The following is a 17,403-nucleotide window of genomic DNA, read 5'->3' as shown; positions in this document are numbered from 1 at the left end:
CACTCCACATGGCGTCGACGGAAGGGCAATCGGTGAACAAGGACGAATTCAAAGCCGTCAACGAGATTCTCCACGAGCTGAGCAACGCCTCGCACGTTCAGGTCCGCTCGTCCACCGAACTCGCCGCCCACGTTTCCGAGGCCGCGGACGACGAAGACGAGAAGCGGATAGACGACGGGCGAGGCCCGCTTCGCCGGCGCACCGACTACAGAACTGTCCAAGCCGCACCGCGATCACTGACACTCACCCCCTGGCAAGTCATCCACGCCATCGGCCTCGGGGCCGCGTCGTCCCGTCAAGGCGCGGGACGAGGGCTGGCGGAGCACTGGGGGAGTCTGCGCTATAGCCAGGCACTGGAGGCCAGCCAGGGTGACTACCTGCAGCTGTCGTCCGAGGGGCGTGATCTCCTACGCTTCTACAAGGCCACGCAGTCCGGAGAAATCGGAACCGGCTTCGCCTCACTGTTGGCCGAGAACGTGGTGAGGTCTCGGTACCCCGACCACTCCGTCTCCGTGATTCCCGCGGACGTCGCTTTGAAAGCTGGCTGGACCCTTCGCAGCACTTCCGGTATCGGATCTCGCCCGGAGCCACTGCAGCGACGCCCCCACTTCTTCGTCGAAGCCTGGCAACCAGGTCAGCCGTCCAAGGTCCTCCTCGTCTCCTCGAAGGGCACGCACAGCAGCGTCCACCAGGTACACAAGCAGCTCAGCACGGCCAGCGCCCACGTGGAGTCCGTACACATCGGGCCCTACGGCACTGTCCCGTACCTGCTGATCGGGACAGAGATCCCCAGTAGGGAGAGCCTCGCCTTGCACATCCTGGAGGCACCGGGCACGACCATCCTCCGTCCGCCCGGCGAAACACCACAAGCCGACCTGGACCTTGCCCTTGACCAGGGCAACCGCATGGCTGACGTCGTGCGGCATGCAGAACGAGGAGAGACGACTATCCCCGGGTACCAGGTACTGTCCGAATCCTTTGCCTGGTTCAACATCGTGCTGGCACGGACGGAAGCGGCCACGCTCATGGCATTCACCGGGGGTGGCAAACCCACTGCCCAGTACCTGACCAAGGAGCAAGGGCGACGCCACTTCCAGCACGACGTCCATGCCAACACGGGCAGACTGCGAGATGCAGAGCACCACATCCACGGCATCGACTACCTCGGCACCGACCACATCTACCGCCTGAATGGCACCCGCGTAGAGGCGTTCTCCGGGCTCAAGAAGAGCCTGTACATGCATCTCCATCACGGGCGCGTCAACGAGTATCGACGCGAAGTACACGACCTCCGAGGACAGTGGCCGGACCGCAGCACGTCAGGGAAGTGGAACGCGGTGTCCATCCGTGCCGACGGTACTGTGATGGCAATCCGCCTCCGAGAGGAGTGACCCGGCAGCCAGCCGCAACCGCTGACCGATCCTGCTGGTGCTTGCTCGGGGCGAGCAAAGCTGAGGCGGGGCGGTCTGGTGACGCCGTGGGCCCAACGATAGAAGGCCGGCACATCGCCAACCTGGTCAATGTCAGGACCAGTTGAGCCCGCAGGGTCGCCCAGTGCCGCTGGACATGCCGGGCAGACGAGCGGGGAAGCTGGCTGCCGCCCTCGCCCGCTCGCTTCACGATCTCGCCGTCGGGCGTCGTGAAGGACTCGGCTCATGACCCCCACCACGAGGACAGACCACGGCTGACGAGTTCGCGGACAAGACCTGAGACCACCCATCCTCCCGCTGTCCTCAGCGCTTCGAACCGCCAAGCCCTGCGCCGCCACTTCGCTGCGAATTCCTTCACCGCACGTCCTCTCTCCAGGTCCGGCCTCTCTGGCCGGTCGTCGGCCATTAGCCCGGATCCGTGCGGGGTTCAACGGATCGTTTTCCCGCTGAACCCCACATCGCCGCAAGCCAGACCTGATGGAATAGGCGTTCAACGGAAGTTCGGATTGAACGGGTGATGGATGGACGACCAGTCCGCGGCCGAGCGGCTCGCGACGGAGCTGAGGCAGCTTCGCGCGAACGCCGGATCCCCTACGTACGCCCAGATCGCGCAGTGGGGAAGCAGACAACGCCCCCCGGTCAGTCTCGGCAAGGGCAAGCTCAGCCTGTGGTTCAGCGGGAAAAGTGTTCCCGAGGACGACCGCCCCTTTGCCGTTCTCGTGGAACTGCTCGAAGCCAGGGCCCAGCAGCACTCCAGCACACCCCGGCGGGGCCTGGCCGCGTGGCAGACGAGGCGGACGGCGGCGGACCAGGAACGACGCCGTGAGACCGGGGGGATTCCTCGCCGTACGGCGAGGGGCGACCCGGCCGCTTCCGGACCGAATCCGGGCACCTACTCGGTGCGTCCTCCGTACGGAGAGCTGCCCACCCGTCTCCATGGCCGGGACAGCCTGTTGGCTGATCTAAAAAGGGCACTGGCCGAGGGGCACGAACAGGTGCAGGTCCTGCACGGGCTAGGCGGATGCGGAAAGACAACAGCGGCGCTGCGGCTTGCCCGGCACGCCCGGGCCCTTGGGCATCAGGTGTTCTGGGTGTCTGGGACAACGAACGAGCGATTGCTGACGGGTATGTCTCAGGTGGCCCGGGAACTGGGCGTGGCCGAAGAGGACCTCACTCGTGCCTGGGCAGGTCAGTCGAGCGCGCTGGATCTCGTGTGGCGTTGCCTGGACCGTGCGGGCGAGCGTTGGCTGCTCGTCGTCGACGCCGTGGACGACCTCTCAGTCGTTGCTTCGGAGCACGGCTTGCCAGGGGACGGCACAGGGTGGATCCGACCGAGTCGTTCCGGCCTCACCGTGGTGACGAGTCGCGTCGGAAACCCCCTGCTGTGGGGAACGGAAGCAATGTGCCGAGCGGTGGACATGCTGTCGGCCGAGGACGGGGGGAAGGTCCTCACTGATCTGGCGGGCGACGCCGGGCCGACGGAGGACGCTCGTGCGCTCGCTACGAGGCTGGGTGGACTGCCCCTGGGGCTGCACTTGGCGGGCTCATATCTGGCGAAGACACGAAGGAGCCTGGGCCTAGCGCGCGGCGCCGTAGACATCCGGCCCGTGGGGGACTTCGCGGGGTACAAGGCCGAACTCGACCGGCTGGGCGCCCCGCTGCTCGACGCGGGTGAATCACTCAGGTCGCCCATGAACGAGCAGCGGCTGCGCCGTTTGGTGAGCCACACCTGGGAGATCAGCCTCGACTTGCTCACCCGACAAGGGCTGCCGGAAGCCAGATTACTCATGCGGGTCCTGTCGTGCTTCGCCACGACCCCGTTCCCCACCGCGCTGCTCGCCTACGGTCTCGTCACACTGGAGGGCGGGTTCCCGGAAGGATTCGAAGAGGGCGAGGCAGCCGTCGACGCACTCGTCGACGTGGGCTTGCTGAACCTGGTCGACGTGGACGTCTCGATCAGCGGACGCGGAAGCCGCACGGCGAACGCGGCAGACTTGTGTCTGACAGCTCACCCGCTGGTACTGGAGACCAACGCGGCACAGGTGCGCGACGGAGATGAAACCGCTGAGGTGTGGCAGACCAGCGCCCGCCTGGCGCGATGGATGGGAGGGGGCACGGATACACCTGATCAATGGCGAAGGCGGCAGGTCCTAGTCCCCCATGTTCTGGCTGCCTTGCGCTCCGCTCCCGCGAACGACGTGGAGTCGCTGGCCTGGTTCGTCGAAGCCGGATGGGTCTCCTACGGCTACTGCCTGGCCTCCAACCATCGGGATCAGGCCGATGAACTACTCAGGTTGATGATGGAACGAGCCGCTATTCTACCGGAAACCCGTCCCGTAGTCGGTGCGATTCGTGGCCAGTACTACGAAGCCATCGGCGATGTGGACGAGGCACGCCGACTCTTCGAAGAGAGCCGCGCCGAGCGAGGGCCGCAGGACTTGGAGACACTGCAATTCCAGTTCCTATGGGCACGCGCCTTGCAGTCGACCGGCCGGCTGCCTGCCGCGGAAGAACAGCTGCGCGCGGTTCTGGACGGGCTGCGCTCAAACGGCTCTGTGCGCAACAGGTTGCTGGCGCATTCGGTCCTTGTCCTGGTGCTCGCGGAACAGGGCAAGGACGAGAGGGCGACCGCGGAGGCGCAGGTGCTGATGTCCGCCGTCGAGACGGAACCGTCCGAACTGGACATCAGCCTGCTTCACCACGTGGGTCACGCACTCACACAAACGCGTCAGACGGAACAAGCAGAGAGAATGTACAGCACGCTGCTTTCCCGACTCGATGAATCGGACGCACAGCTCTCCCCCCTCTATTACGACATTTCCCAGCACCTGCTCGGTCTGCTTCTGCACGGGGAAGGTGAACGCCCGGCCATCGCGTTGATCGGCCGTCTCCTCGGTCTCTACATGCCGGCCGGGAGCGACTCCCCGGTAAGCCCCGCGAGCCTCGTCGACCTCATCCAAACCCGGCTCGCCCTTCAGTTGGAACTGGCGGAGTGCAGCGGCGTCGAGGACGAGCTGCGGAGGTTGCTGCGCGATCAGCTGAGCGTGAGCGGAAACATCGGCTTGCTCATCGTCGAGTTGCACATCGCGCTCGCCCGCCTGTTCATCGCGCAGGAGGACTTCACACAGGCCGAGGAGCAACTAGCGCTGGCCGAGAAGGCCGCAACCGTAGCCGACGGCGGCACGGTGCCCTTGTGGGCGGTCCCCCTCTGGAATGCTCGGTGCCTGTGCGCCCAAGGTCGCTGCGCAGAGGCCCTGGGCTGCTACGGACAGGCGGTCGCGCTGCTCGACGATGACCCCGACGGCGCGGCATGCATCATGGAGGAAGCCGCTGAGTGCCTCGCCATGGCTGCGGGTGGCGATGCCCACCCGGACAGCGGGAGTCCGGTGGAGAGGCAATGAATTAAGCGCCACGAGCAACACGCCTACCACGCACCTGCACACCCCCTGCGGCCCCGAACACCACAGGCATCGGACACTGTCCAGCGTCACGAAACGGCACAACCGAGAGGCGAATGGGCAGAGAAGCCAACAGCGGGGTCAGTGCCCCAGCGCCACTCCGGCCGGACACGAACATCGGCGCCCAGCCGATTGCGGAACACGACAAAGCAATCGGGCCCCGAACCATCTTGAGGCGCCTCCATCGAGCAAGCCCCGTGGGGAGAATCTGGGGGGAATTGAGCTGCATGGGGAGCGCCTGGGGAGAACCAGCGACACAAGGCTGAACGAGCGTGAAGGAATCAGAAAGACGCATTCCCCCAGGTCAGACCACCTCGGCGACTCAAATGCCCTGGCCAACGGGGTGAGGTAGAGGATTTCAAGAAGATCTCGTCTTGGGCGGCGATTTTGTTTGCTCCCACGTTGGTGGGAACGATCTACGGAATGAACTTCGACACCATGCCCGAACTGAGCTGGACCTTCGGCTACCCCTTCGCCATCGGGCTGATGGGTGTGGTGTGCGTGAGCCTGTACTTCATCTTCAAGAGGCGGGACTGGCTGTAGCGGGGCGTCGCGGGAATTGATGAACTTCGTGCACGCGAAGGATCCGGAGACCGTGCAAGCCGCCCTTGCGGGACGCCCTCCAGGCCCGCCCGCCCCCCCGCATGGGAATGAGGCCGACCTTCGCGGAAGCGGGCTCCACACCTCGACACTGAATGTTCGCCCGGATCGTGTTGCCGTACGTCGTGGGCAACCCAAGTGGGAAGGCGCACCTCTCCTGCTCGGGCTCCGGTTCGCTCCAAGGCAGCGACCCGGTGCGCTTCCCTCGTCCACGACTCGGGCTGTGCCGGTCCTCGGGTGGAGAGGCCACAGGAAGCACATCAGGGCGGCGCAGCATCGGGCAGGCGCGGATCGGGCGGGTCGGGGGACGGTAGGTGGGATGGCGCGAGGAGATCGCCTCGGCACTCGGCGAGTAGATCGCCGTCGAAGGAGGCGCGGGCAAACAGCCACGCTGGCAGCTCGTCGGGCGCGCGGCCCGGAGTGGTGATCCGGGCCGGTATGTGGTCGATCTACGCAGCTCCGACATCGGGCCGGAACAGCTGGACTCCCTGAGGCTGGCCGGACCGGGCAACGACGGCATCCAGACCAAGGGCTTCGCTGTCTCCGAAGCCGTACAGAACGGCTCCCTGCTCACGCTGCTGGTACCGGAGTTCGCCGAGATCGCGGACCCGCACCTGTGGATGCTGAAGCAGCCGCCCACCTTCCTGATCGAGGCTCTGCGTGACGGCATCGCGGGGCTGGGTGAACATCCCCTCGCCACTGCTCTCGCGACCGCGACGATCGGCGGCCCTTCGGCTCACGCCGTCGACCCGCCGGGCTTCCATCCTGCCCAGGCGGACGCCTACCGAGCATGTCTCGGCGAAGGCGTCCACTTGGTGTGGGGGCCACCTGGCACAGGGAAGACCACCGTCCTCAAGCGGGCCATTGGCGACCTGATCGCCCAGGGTCGGCGTGTGCTGCTGGTGTCGGCGACGAACATCGCCGTGGACAACGCCCTGCTGGGTGTGGTGAGGGAGAGACGCCACGAGTTCGGTGACATCGTCCGGGTCGGGCCGCCCCACCTGCGCGAGGTGGCCGAAGACCCTTCCGTGTCCCTGCCTCTGATGGTCCGGGCCCGGCTGACGGAGGCAGCGGCCCGGCGTGCGGAACTCGAGGCCGAACTCGTCTCCATCAGGGACCGGGCCCAGCAGTTGACGGTTCTGGAAGGCAGACTCGCGGAATTCGACGCCCCGTCGTACTTCGCGGCCCTGAAGTTCGTAGGGGCGACCGGACAAGCCGTGGCGGCGGCGCGAGCCCGGGTGACCGAGGCGGAAGAGCAGCTCAGTCAAGCGGTCCAACGCCTGGACCACCTCGGGGAGGCCATCGGTACAGCACGCGCACGCCAGAGGGCCGCGGACGCGGCGAAGGACCGCTGGCGCGAGGTCGACGACCTCTCGGAGGAGATCACCCGCGTGCAGGAAGCGGCGGGGAACAGCGAGGCCGACGCCCTACTCGCGGACGACTGCCGCCGTTCCCTGGAGCTGAGGCTGAAGGAACTCGAGGCGAAGGGCGCCGTCGGCAGGTGGCGGCAGCGCGACACGATCGCAGACCTTCGGGATGAGCTGGCGAACGCCCGGCGGGCGGCCGCCGACGCCCGTGCGACAGCACAGGAGGCCCGCGCGACCGCGACCGCGCACATCGCCCGTATCGGTGCCCGAGTCAACGCGCTGGTCGCGGCGATCCCGCTCAGCCGGGACCAGATCTCCCGGCTCGAAGCCGACGCCATGAAGCTCGTGGCCGCGAGCGAACAGGCTGAGCAGCAGGCGCTCGCCCTCAAGCGAGCGGCGATCCGGGCCTCCGAGACCGCCGCCCGCGCCGTGCAGGCCCGTGACCTGGTCGGACAGGCCGCCGAACGAGGCTGGCCGGCCCAGCATGACCGGGCCGAACGGCTGCGTCCCGCCGTGGCCGCCGACCGTACCCGCCGACCGGAGCTGGAGAAGCAGTACCAGCTGGCGCAGGAAGGATATGAGCGACTCGCCCGCAACGCCCAGGGCGAGATCATCAAGTCCGCCAAGCTGGTCGCCACGACCCTGGCCCGGTTTCGCACCAACCGCACGGTCCTCGAGGGGCCGTACGACGTGGTCCTCGTCGACGAAGCGGGTGCCGCGACCCTCCCCGAGGTCCTGCTCGCCACTGGCAAAGCAGACCGGGCGGCCGTCCTGCTCGGGGACTTCATGCAGCTCGGGCCGGTGGTCCCGTCCGTCCTCGGCAACAGCGACCGCCCCGACATCAAGCGGTGGTTGCACCCGGACGTGTTCCAGCACTGCGGCATCCACGAACCGTCAGACGCCGAGGCGCACCCATCGTGCGTCACGCTCACCGAGCAGCACCGTTTCGGCCCTGCCGTCATGCGCTTGGCCAACGATCTCGCGTATGGCGGTGTCCTCACGGGCGGTCCCCAGACGCTGCGCGAGAGACCGGGCAACGACCCCGAGATCGTCCTCATCGACACCGACGGCCTGGACGGGCTGGCTCGCGCCCACCTGACCGGCAGCCGCAAAGGGTGGTGGCCCGCCGGGTCGCTCATCGCTCGGGCGCTGGTGGAACTCCACCGCGAACAGGGGGAAGAGGCCGGCATCGTCACACCGTACGGCGTCCAGGCCGACGCCACCCTGGAGGCACTGCGCGACGTCGAAGACGCGGGGCGCCCACTCGCGGAGGTCGGTACGGCCCACCGGTTCCAGGGCCGGGAGTTCGACCTTCTACGACACCTTCGCCGAAGAGATCAACCGAGCAGAGCGCTCTCTATGGCTCTGGGCACCGTGGATCGCAAGACGGCTCCGCTCCCTGTTGCCCGCCCTCGCGGCCGCTTCCCACCGCGGAGTGCGGATCACCGTCTTCATCCGCGACGACACCGACCAGTTGCAGCGGAGACCTGCGAACCCAGGCACTGATCACGGACCTTCGCGCCGTGGCCCACACAGTGATCCCGATGTACGTCATGCACCAGAAGATCGCGGTCTTCGACGAACGAACCGTGCTGCTCGGCAGCCTGAACGCTTTGTCCCAGAGCTGGACGCGGGAGGTGATGGTCACGATGCGCGGCGCGTACTTCGCCCGCAAACTGCTCGCGCACGAGCACGCGGAGACCTTCTCCCGCCCTCCGAAGTGCAGGCGGTGCCAGGGCACGGAGATCGAGATCCGGAGACGGAAGAACGGCAACTGGTTCTGGCGCTGCTACGCCACCGCCTGCAAGACGACCCCCTCCGGGCGCTCCAACGCCTGGACCCAAGACATACGCCTCCGCGACGGCCGCTGAAGCTCCTCCGGTCCGTACTCAGTCACCACGAGGGCCCGGCCGCGCGATCCGCAGCACCAGTTCGGACCACCGTCGCCGATCTGCGGATCTGGAGGACGCCACGGGTGGTGCGCCGGGTGCGGTCACGGACGTCGGGGCCGTGCGGGGCCGACCGCCGCGGCCCCCGGCCGGGCCGCGGTGCGGGGGCCTAACCTTGACGACCATGCAGTCATACACGATCGGTCAGGCGGCACGGATGCTCGGTGTCAGCCCGGACACCGCGCGCCGGTGGGCGGACGCGGGCCGGGTGGCGACCCACCGCGACGAGGGCGGCCGGCGGCTCATCGAGGGGAAGGACCTGGCCGCCTTCTCCGTGGAGCTCGCCCAGGGCGGCAACGGCGAGGAGGAGGCTTCCCACACCTCGGTCCGCAACGCCTTCCCCGGCATCGTCACCGCGATCAAGCTGGGCGACGTGGCGGCCCAGGTCGAGATCCAGGCCGGGCCGCACCGGCTGGTGTCGCTGCTGACGCGGGAGGCCGTGGAAGAGCTGGGCCTGGAGGTGGGCATGACGGCCACCGCCCGGGTGAAGTCCACGAACGTGCACGTCGACCGCGTCTAGGGCTCCGGCGTGCGGCAGAGGCTCCGGTGTGCGGCAGGGCCCCACGGCTCCGGCGTGCGGCAGAGGCTCCGGTGTGCGGCAGGGCCCCACGGCTCCGGCGTGCGGCAGAGGCTCCGGTGTGCGGCAGGGCCCCACGGCTCCGGCGTGCGGCAGAGGCTCCGGCGTGCGGCAGGGGCCGGGCCGCACGCCCGCGGGAAGGGCCTCAGCCCTGGCCCCTCCGGAGCACGGCGTACCGCGCGGGCCAGTCCGTCACGCCCGGCTGCCGGCCGAAGTCGGCGATCCGGAGGTCCAGCACGGTGAACCACGGGGCCACCGCGGAGCGGAAGGTCTCCTCGGTGGTCCAGGACGGTCCACCGGACTGGTCCAGGGCGTCCTCCTCGCTGAGCGCGGCGGCCCCGACGTGGACCCACAGGCCGCCGGGCCCGCACGTCCGGGCCATCGCCGCGGCGAACGTGCGCCGCTCGTGGCCGGTGGGGCAGGTGTGCAGCACACCACGGTCGAGGACCACCGGGAACGGGTCCACCGGCCCGGGGCCGGTCACGTCACGGACCTCGTACCGCACCGGCGACCCTTCGGGCGTGCGGCGGCGGGCCTCCTCGATCGCCCGGGCCGAGAAGTCGCAAGCCGTCACGGCGTAGCCGCGGGCGGCGAGCCAGCGCGCGGTGGTGCCGAGCCCGCAGCCGACGTCCAGGACGCGGGCCGGGGGCGGAGCGTGCTCGGCGAGGAGGTCGCCGAGCACGGGCGGCGGCTCCTCGTCCCAGCGGGCGGCCACGGTCTCGTACGTGTGGTCCCATTCGGCCGCGTTGAGGGAGCGCGGCGGCAGGGCCCCGTCAGGGTGCATGGTCCTCGGTTCCTCTCCGTACGGTGGTCCGGTGCGCGGCCGTCGCTTCCCTTCCTCACCCCACGATGTCGTCCCACGGCGTCGTCCCACGGCGTCACCCCACGACCGGCCAGCGGGTGATGCGGGAGGGCAGCCACCACAGCAGGGAGCCGACCCGGTGCACGAGACCCGACGTCAGGAACGCCTCGGTCTCCCGCGGCCGGAAGTCCGAGGCAGGGGCACCGTCCAGGAGTGCCGCCAGCTTCTCCTTGTTCACCTTGCGCATGAGGACGCGCCGCTGTGCTCCGTGGCGCAGGTCGGTGACTTCGACGAAGCCCACGCCACGCCGGTAGCCGCACTTGTTCATGTGGAACGTGGTGCGCCACTGCTCGAGGACGGCGTCGCCGTCGGGACCGGCCACCGAACGCGGCGGATACAGATGGCTGAACAGCCGCCATGCTCCGATCTCGCCGCCGAGGTCCAGGTCCCAGTCGACGGAGAGGCCTCGTCCCGTCAACTCCCGTACGTGGGTGAGCCCGCGGACCGCCCGCCGGTCGCCTCCGCTCCCGCCGCGGCCGAGGACCACGGGCTCGGGAAGGGCGACGTGCCGGGTGCCCCGCGCGACCAGCTCCGCCACGGAGCGCACGGCGGTGTCCTCGTACGGCTCCTCCCCCATGAAGATGCCGTCCCGCGCGCGGGTCTCCTCGTCGCGTTCGCGCCAGCACCGCAGCGCCGTCGTCGCGGCCGCCTCCGGGCTCCGGTCCGCCGGGCCGTGGCGCAGTGCGGGCACCAGCGCCGGGCCGCCGTGGGTCACCCAGCGCATGAGGTCCTGGTTGGCGGCGTACGGTACGACGTGCACGGTCTGGCCGCCGTCCTCGAAGAGCAGGCCCCTCGTGCGCCAGCGGGACAGCAGGTCCGCCACGTCCTCCGCGTCGACGTCGTGACCGCCCGCCCGGAGCTTCTTCAGCAGGACGTCGTCGGTGCACGGCTGGTCCAGGAGCCGGAACGCGGCCGTCTCCCAGGGCTCCTCGATCCGCAGGGTCCTCCAGGCGAAGCCGGGCCGGGTGTTGGTCAGGACGACGGAGTCGGTGAGGTCGCACTGCGTGAGGCGCCCTCGGGGGAACTCGTGGCGCCAGGTCTCGATGGCCTTCTCCAGGCGCTCCGCCTGTGTGGCGGAGATCCCCCGGTGCGCCGCGTCGAAGACATAGGCCATGTCGCGGAGTTCGGCTTCGGGCAGGTCGTAGATCACCGCGTAGTGGGCGGCGGGCCGCAGGTCGCCGAATCCCAGTTCCGGGCGGTTGAAGTAGGGGCTGAAGCGTTCGATGGCTATGCGGGTCACGCCGTTCGGCGGAGCGAGGTGGTGGAGGGAAGGGAACTGGTCGATCACCGACTCGTAGTCCTCCTCCGTCTCGTCCGGGAAGCCGAAGAGGTAGTTCCATACGACGCCGAGGCTCACCGACTCCGCGTCCCGCAGCATGCGGACGTTCTGGCAGCCGGTGACGCCCTTGTCCATCAGCTTCAGGACCCGGCCGCTGAGGCTCTCGATGCCGGGCTGCACGTAGTGGATTCCGGCGGCGACGAGGGAGGCGAGCTGCTCGCGGCGCATGTTGGACTTGATCTCGTAACTGACGCGCAGGTCGCACTCGGCCTCCGCGAGCCTCGGGACCACCGACCTCAGATAGGCCATGTCGAGGATGTTGTCCGCCACGGCGACGTTGAGCACGCGGTAGCGCTCCGTCATCGCCAGGAGTTCGTCGACGAAGCGGTCCGGGCTCTTGCTGCGGAACTCCATGAACGATCCGTTGAGCCCGCAGAAGGTGCAGTGGTGCTTCTGCCCCCACCAGCAGCCGCGTGAGCTCTCCACCACCAGGTGGGGTTCGGCCATGGCTCCGGCGCGGGAGGCCGCGTGCTGCTCGAAGTAGTCCGTGTAGTCCGGTGTGACCAGTGCCGACGCCGGCAGCGGGGCCGCGCTCATGGCGTTGGCGTGGGCGGTGCCGTCCGCGTCGCGCCAGCACAGCCCGGGGATGTCCGCGGGGCTCGACGCGTCGCGGAGGCAGGTGAGGAGCCGCGTGAAGGACACCTCGCCCTCACCGCGGTTGACGTAGTCGACGAACGGGAAGCCGCGGTGGAGCGCGGCACCCTGCGGGCCGTCGCAGTTCCCGCCGCCGAGCACCACGCGCACCTCGGGCGCGGCCTTCTTGATGAGCCTGGCCGCGGCGAGGACGGCGCTGTTCTGCGCGAACGTCGTGGAGAAGCCGACGACGTCGGGCCGGTCGGCGAGGATGCGGCCGACGAGGGAGTCGACGTACTCGGGGGCGAGCGCGTGCAGGTGGCGCCCCTTGGCGAGCATGTCCCCCGGCACCACGCCCGCCACGAGGTCCGCGAACTCGTCGTTGCGCCACCGCGGATCGTCGTACAGCGCGGAGGAGAAGATCCACTCGCTGTACCCGGTGAAGTAGGAGTCCCAGCAGAAGGTGTACTCGTCCCGCGTCAGACCGGCCCGCTCGGTGATCCAGTCGAGGTAGTCCAGATTGGCGTGCACGACGTCGACGCGGCTGTCCGGGAACGCGTCCGTGACGCGTCGCTTGAGGATTCCCAGGGCCAGGGAAGGGAAGTCGATCGAGGCCCAGGGCATGTTGACCAGGGTGATGTGCACCGTGTGACTCCTTCAGCGGGACGGGCGCGGGGCCGGTGGCGGTTCGTCGCACAGGACACCGGCGTCCGCGGCGGCGAGCTTGCCGAGCAGGGAGCGGCCCCGCGCGCTGGTCGCGGCCAGGAGCCCGCCCGGCGCGGCACTTCGGGCCACGTGGTCCTTCGGCAGCGCGTACACCTGGTCCCGTACGGGATCGGCCAGCAGGAAGGAGCCGCCGCGCGGGGCGAGTCCCGGCGGAGCGCACCGGATCCATGGGTGCGGGCGCAGCGCCGCCGGCCGCGCCGGGGCTTCGGCGGGTCCGGCTCCCGCCGCGGAGATCCGGCGCATGCCGTGCTGGAGCCGCCTGAGCATGGCGGGGCGCCCGGGGCCGCCCACGACGGTGTGCCGCCTGCCCACCCTGCCGCCCAGGTAGTTGAGTTCGCGGTTGTCGGCGAACGCGGCGGAGCCGTCGAGGGCCACACCGAAGCTCCCCGGCTCGGCAAGGAGCCGGGTCCCCGGCTCGACCACCATGAGTTCGAAGGCGTCCACGGCGAACTTCTCGCGGTTGCGCTCCAGGAAGCGGAGCGACTCCTCGGCCTCCTCCTCGGTCTCGTCCAGCAGGCCGCCCATGACGGAGAGGTTGACCCGGATGTCCGCCGCCGCGAGGTTGTCGAGGATGACCTGGAAGTCCGCGGCGCGGACGCCCTTGTCCAGCCGGTCGAGCAGCCGCTGCGTGACGCCCTCGTAGCCGACGGCCATGCCCTCGCAGCCGAGTTCGGCCAGCTCCTGGCAGAAGGCCGGGTCGAGCAGGACCGGCTCCAGGCGGTTGCGCGTGTTGAACCGGACGCGCAGCCCGCTCTCGCGCACCAGCCGCATGGCCCGGGCGAGCAGGAGCAGATTGGTGTTCTCGTCGACGACGGTGACGAAGTCGATCCCGGTGCTCTCCACGATCTGCCGTACGGTGTCCGCGAGTTGCCTGGGCGAGGCCTGCTGGTAGCCGCCGCGTTCGAGGGAGCGGTTGCCGTAGGAGCAGAAGACGCAGCGCCCCCAGAAGCAGCCCACGCAGGACACCATGGACAGGACGACGGTGTCGTTGAGGTAGGAACGCACCTCCAGGCCGCCGTAGTCGGGCGCGCCGACGTCCTTGAAGCGCAGCGTGGGCGGCCTGCCGGGGGCGGTCGCGCCTTCGGGGCTCAGCCACCTCATCCCCGGCACGTCGTCGCGCGGCGCCTCTCCTGCGAGATGGGCGAGCCAGCGCTCCAAGGGCTCTTCGCCCGCGGTGACGCAGAGCGCGTCCACCGCCGTCCGTACGGAGGCCATGGCGGCCAGTTCGTCGTGGCGCAGCATGACCTGCTGTCCGCCGAGGCAGACGGGTGTGCCCGGGCGGAGCTTCCGGATCCACCGGGCGACGAGCAGAGCCGGCGCCACCTGGCTGAAGAAGGCGACCGAGATGCCGACCGCCCGCGGCGCGGCCTCGTCCAGGGCCTCTCCCAGCAGACCGCGCAGGCTCCGGGTCGCGAAGTCGAGGGAGCCGGCCGGGGATTCCGACAGGCGCAGCACCGCCCGGTCGAGCGATTCGAAGTCGTCCCACACGCACGCCAACGCCGAGTCCCGCAGCATCAGTTGGGCGGCCTGGCGGGCCAGTCGCACCGCGCGCACGGGGCCGAGGCGGGGCGCCGGAGCCTTCGTCAGGACGAAGTCGCGGACCTCGCCCAGATGCCGCAGGGCGGCATCGGCCACCACCGCCCGGTACCAGGACGGCAGCTCCCGCGCCGTGTCCAGGGCACGGGCCTCCCGGGCGAGCGCCGGTCCGTCGAGGAGCCGGTGGACCAATGCGATGCTCAGGTCGACCTGATGCGCGGAGCGGCCGGACCGGCGGACGTGACCGGCGAGATACGGCAGGCTCAGATAGGGAAAGAGCGTCGCCTCCGTGAGCGGCGGAAAGAGCAGCAGGAGATCCATGCCATCCGTCCTCTTCCGGGCGGATGCGGCCGACCGGATACACGAGGGCGCTCCCGCCCGGGAAGGGCTCGTACGACCCTCGACGATCGCGAAGGGAGAACCGAAGGAGCCCACGAACAGGTGGTGTGGGCTCCTCACGGAACGATGCGGCCGGGCCGGTCAGCCCGCCGCTGTGTCCGACGAGCGGTCGGCGTTCCTGGCGATGTAGTTGTAGGCCGTGGACGAACCACTGACGTGCAGTTCATCCATCTCGAGTACCTCTAGCTCGCCGAGGTCGCTCTCCACCTCGGTGCTCATCTCGATGTCCATGGAACCTCCATGCGCGAGTGGTGCAGGAAACCGGAGTGCATTTCTGGGCCTTCGGTGCTCGAACAGGCTCGCCGTGACATTTGATGACGGTCAAGGGCGCTATCGAGCCACGGCCCTGCGACGGGTGACCGCGAGGGGCAACCGCCATCGCCCCCGGGTCCCGCCTCCACTTCCGGCCAGTCGGGAGCCTTCGCCGTCGCGACATCGAGCCGCGGGGAACTCACGGGATGCCGAGGGGGACCCACCGCACCGAGCCGTGAGAAGCCGATGGCGGCGCCCCCTGGCGTGGAGCCGTCACCGCAGGCCAGACCTGGAGGCGCGCGGCATCACGCGCCCTCGCACGCCCGACGTCGCGGCGGGCGGCTTCCCGCCTCTTCCGGCTTTTCGCCAGGGCCGAAATTGCGGAGCCGTGCACACTGATTCGGCCTTTTGGTTTCTCGGCGGCGGAGATCAATCGTTTATCGCGGCCCTCCGGTTCCCTGTCTGGTTTTCGCCAACCACGGTCGATCCGCTCGTTCGGCGCGTGGGGGCGGTCACCGTGGCTGCCCTTTCGGGCAAGGCCTTTTGCCCTTTGGGGAAGCCCCCGAAGGGCAAGAGGACGATGTGGTGGGCTCATTGGGGAGCACTGCTCGGCCTTGGGTTCGGTCCGAGCCGGATAGCGCTCGGTTTCAGCCGTTCCGCATTCCGGTTCGCGGTTCGTGGTGTTGGCACCTACTCATGGCGTGTACGGTTTTCATATGGCACTCGACGACTGAGGGAGAGGTCGCCACGAAATAGCCCAGCCAGAGCCTCTAGCCACAACACCACGCCGCTGGATGAACGCCGCGTGAAGACGGGAAGACGAACACGGCGGGCCCTCAACCGGCCTCCTTCGATTCCTCCTTTGGCTTCCACTCTTGAGTACTGCCTAAGCCCTTGGCGCCGTTCGGTGAAAAGGGCGAGGTCGCCCGGGCTCCATGGGAGTTGAGCCAGGACGACCTCTGGTGCGGATTTCCTCGCGGCGTAAGCGGGAATTCAGAAGCGCACCGGGAGGGAGCCGAGAGCGGTGCCCTTACCGGGGACGTCGAAGTACTGGAGCTCCTCGGGCTTGACCGCGAGCTCCATGCCCTGGTTCTGGATCAGGAACGTGTTGATGACGATCTCCGTCTCCAGCTGGGCCAGTGCCGCGCCGGTGCAGTAGTGCGAGCCACTGCCGAACGAGAGGTGGCCGACGCCGGGACCCATGTCACGGGCGACGTCCAGCTTGAGCGGGTCCTTGAACTGCCGCGGGTCGTGGTTGACACCGAGCAGCGAGGGAATCACCGCGTCACCGGTCCTGACCGGGCAGCCGCGGAACTCGAAGCTCTCGGCGGCGTAGAGCGGACCGCCGGTCGGCACGGACGTGGCGAAGCGGATCAGCTCCGGCACGGCACGCCGCGCGAGCAGCTTCGGCTCGGCACGCAGCTTCGCCAGCTCCTCCGGGTTCGTCAGCAGCGCGAGGATCGCCTGCGCGAGGAAGTGCGCGGGCGGCGCGATGCCCGTGCTCGTCAGGAGCAGGAAGATGGCGATGATGGTGTCATCGGTCAGCAGATCCTGGTCCGGTCCCCCGGGCTTGGTCAGCTCGGAGATGAGGTCGTCGGTCGGCTCGGCGCGACGGCGTGCGATGAGCTCCTTGTAGTACTCGATAATGCTGCCGATGGCAGAGACCAGGCGCTCCGTGTCGTACGACACGAACTCCATGATCCAGCCCATGAGCTTCGGCTGGTCGGCCTCCTCGACGCCCATGAGCTCGCAGATGGCGGCCGCGGTGAACGGGTAGCCGAGCTCCGCGACGAGGTCGCCCTCCTTCTTCGCGGCCAGGGCCGCGTAGGTGTCCGCCGCGTTCTTCTCCAGACCCGCCCGCAGCGCGTTGACGCGGCGGGCCGTGAAGGCGCGCGCGACGACGTTGCGCATCCGGGTGTGCTCCTCGCCGTCGGACAGACCGAGGAGACCGAAGTACTTGAAGTACTCCCGCGGCATGCCCACCTGCTCGAGCATCTCGTCGGTGAGGCTCGGCCCCTCCGCGCCCGGCAGCTTCGACTGGTCACGGATGAAACGCGGGTCGTGGAGGATCTCCTTGGCGTCGTCGAAACCGGCGACGAACCAGACCGGGGACTCCAGGCCCTCGATGGCGGCCCGGAAGAAGGAACCCTGGTCGCGCAGGGCCCCGTACTCCGCTGGGTTGCTCACGGTCTTGTTGCTCAGGGTGGTGATCTGCTCCGTCACGGATCTCTCTCTTCTCGGTGTGACTGCGTGGGCCCCTCACCTGGCAGGTGAGGGGGAAAGGGGCGGTGCCGGGCCCGGCCGAGTGGGCCGGACCCGACACCACGTGCTGCTC

10 protein-coding genes and 1 pseudogene are annotated in these 17,403 nt (G+C 68.9%); 6 read left to right on the top strand and 5 right to left on the bottom strand.

The genetic code is table 11. The annotated features are described in order from the left end of the window. Nucleotides 1–32 precede the first annotated feature (32 nt). The 6 genes and pseudogenes from C9F11_RS31585 to C9F11_RS31565 all read left to right on the top strand — a co-directional run bounded on the left by C9F11_RS31585 (nt 33) and on the right by C9F11_RS31565 (nt 9,324). Nucleotides 33–1,391: a hypothetical protein gene (locus C9F11_RS31585; protein ID WP_138962449.1), complete on the top strand. Its 1,359-nt coding sequence runs from the start codon at nt 33–35 to the stop codon at nt 1,389–1,391. A 560-nt stretch (nt 1,392–1,951) separates the two neighbouring features. Continuing rightward, nucleotides 1,952–4,831, top strand: coding sequence for a tetratricopeptide repeat protein (locus tag C9F11_RS31580; protein ID WP_138962448.1), 2,880 nt, complete (start codon nt 1,952–1,954; stop codon nt 4,829–4,831). A gap of 408 nt (nt 4,832–5,239) precedes the next feature. Beyond that, a pseudogene (locus C9F11_RS31575) lies at nt 5,240–5,431 on the top strand (CorA family divalent cation transporter); the annotation flags it as partial. Nucleotides 5,432–5,928: 497 nt separating this feature from the next. After that, entirely contained in the window at nt 5,929–8,361 is a 2,433-nt protein-coding gene (locus C9F11_RS31570) for an AAA domain-containing protein (protein ID WP_249401950.1), read from the top strand. A gap of 17 nt (nt 8,362–8,378) precedes the next feature. Continuing rightward, complete coding sequence (locus tag C9F11_RS48880; RefSeq protein WP_249401949.1) at nt 8,379–8,726, top strand: hypothetical protein; 348 nt, start codon at nt 8,379–8,381, stop codon at nt 8,724–8,726. Between the two features lie 202 nt (nt 8,727–8,928). Beyond that, nucleotides 8,929–9,324, top strand: a complete 396-nt coding sequence (locus C9F11_RS31565) for a helix-turn-helix transcriptional regulator (RefSeq protein WP_138962447.1) — start codon at nt 8,929–8,931, stop codon at nt 9,322–9,324. 202 nt (nt 9,325–9,526) lie between these two features. Here the strand turns inward: C9F11_RS31565 and C9F11_RS31560 are convergent, their stop codons facing one another. The 5 genes from C9F11_RS31560 to C9F11_RS31545 all read right to left on the bottom strand — a co-directional run bounded on the left by C9F11_RS31560 (nt 9,527) and on the right by C9F11_RS31545 (nt 17,291). Continuing rightward, on the bottom strand, nt 9,527–10,165 hold the full coding sequence (locus tag C9F11_RS31560) for a class I SAM-dependent methyltransferase (protein WP_138962446.1): 639 nt from the start codon (nt 10,163–10,165) through the stop codon (nt 9,527–9,529). Between the two features lie 94 nt (nt 10,166–10,259). After that, on the bottom strand, nt 10,260–12,800 hold the full coding sequence (locus C9F11_RS31555; protein WP_138962445.1) for a RiPP maturation radical SAM C-methyltransferase: 2,541 nt from the start codon (nt 12,798–12,800) through the stop codon (nt 10,260–10,262). Between the two features lie 12 nt (nt 12,801–12,812). After that, nucleotides 12,813–14,738 carry a radical SAM protein gene (locus C9F11_RS31550; protein ID WP_138962444.1) on the bottom strand — a complete coding sequence of 642 codons (1,926 nt, stop codon included), beginning with the start codon at nt 14,736–14,738 and terminating at the stop codon, nt 12,813–12,815. 159 nt (nt 14,739–14,897) lie between these two features. Next, nucleotides 14,898–15,047 (bottom strand): hypothetical protein, encoded by a 150-nt coding sequence (locus C9F11_RS47580; RefSeq protein WP_171075889.1) that lies wholly within the window; start codon nt 15,045–15,047, stop codon nt 14,898–14,900. 1,014 nt (nt 15,048–16,061) lie between these two features. Next, nucleotides 16,062–17,291 carry a cytochrome P450 gene (locus tag C9F11_RS31545; protein ID WP_138962443.1) on the bottom strand — a complete coding sequence of 410 codons (1,230 nt, stop codon included), beginning with the start codon at nt 17,289–17,291 and terminating at the stop codon, nt 16,062–16,064. Between the last annotated feature and the right edge of the window lie 112 nt (nt 17,292–17,403).

It is taken from the genome of Streptomyces sp. YIM 121038 (assembly GCF_006088715.1).
Classification (GTDB): domain Bacteria; phylum Actinomycetota; class Actinomycetes; order Streptomycetales; family Streptomycetaceae; genus Streptomyces.
Note: the sequence above shows the minus strand (reverse complement) of the source record. Positions and strands in the feature narration are given on the sequence as shown.

Coding starts and splice junctions, on each gene's coding strand:
- C9F11_RS31580 (WP_138962448.1), top strand. CDS start 1,952: ATGGACGACCAGTCCGCGGCCGAGCGGCTCGCGACGGAGCTGAGGCAG.
- C9F11_RS31565 (WP_138962447.1), top strand. CDS start 8,929: ATGCAGTCATACACGATCGGTCAGGCGGCACGGATGCTCGGTGTCAGC.
- C9F11_RS31560 (WP_138962446.1), bottom strand. CDS start 10,165: ATGCACCCTGACGGGGCCCTGCCGCCGCGCTCCCTCAACGCGGCCGAA.
- C9F11_RS31550 (WP_138962444.1), bottom strand. CDS start 14,738: ATGGATCTCCTGCTGCTCTTTCCGCCGCTCACGGAGGCGACGCTCTTT.
- C9F11_RS47580 (WP_171075889.1), bottom strand. CDS start 15,047: ATGGACATCGAGATGAGCACCGAGGTGGAGAGCGACCTCGGCGAGCTA.